At 55.8% G+C, this 308-nt stretch carries 1 protein-coding gene; it reads right to left on the bottom strand.

What is annotated here, in order from left to right:
- Nucleotides 1–308 (bottom strand): immunoglobulin-like domain-containing protein (locus ACTJLA_RS26865; RefSeq protein WP_440842504.1); only part of this gene is annotated, 308 nt, incomplete at both ends.

Below are 308 nucleotides of genomic sequence, written 5' to 3'. Positions count from 1 at the left end.
GTTACGGTAGTGGTGTTATCGGTGCCCGGTGTATCAGTAACGGTGGTGTTAACCGGGGTAGTACCTGGAACCAGATTTTCAAAGTGCTCGCCGCCGGTCACGCCTTTGATGGCGGTAGTGACGGTCTGGTCGCCTTTGTACACGTCATCCGGCGCGATGGTGGTGATAGAACCGCTCGACTGATTTACGCCAATAGTGATGGTCTTGCCGTTATCCAGGGTCACGGTCAGCGGATTGGTGATGTTGGTCACCGGTGCGCCGTTTTTATCCACAAGGCTGGCGGTGTAGACGATATTGCCGCCTTCGCC

This window comes from Pseudomonas sp. 22072 (assembly GCF_052046095.1).
Classification (GTDB): domain Bacteria; phylum Pseudomonadota; class Gammaproteobacteria; order Pseudomonadales; family Pseudomonadaceae; genus Aquipseudomonas; species Aquipseudomonas paracarnis.
Note: the sequence above shows the minus strand (reverse complement) of the source record. Positions and strands in the feature narration are given on the sequence as shown.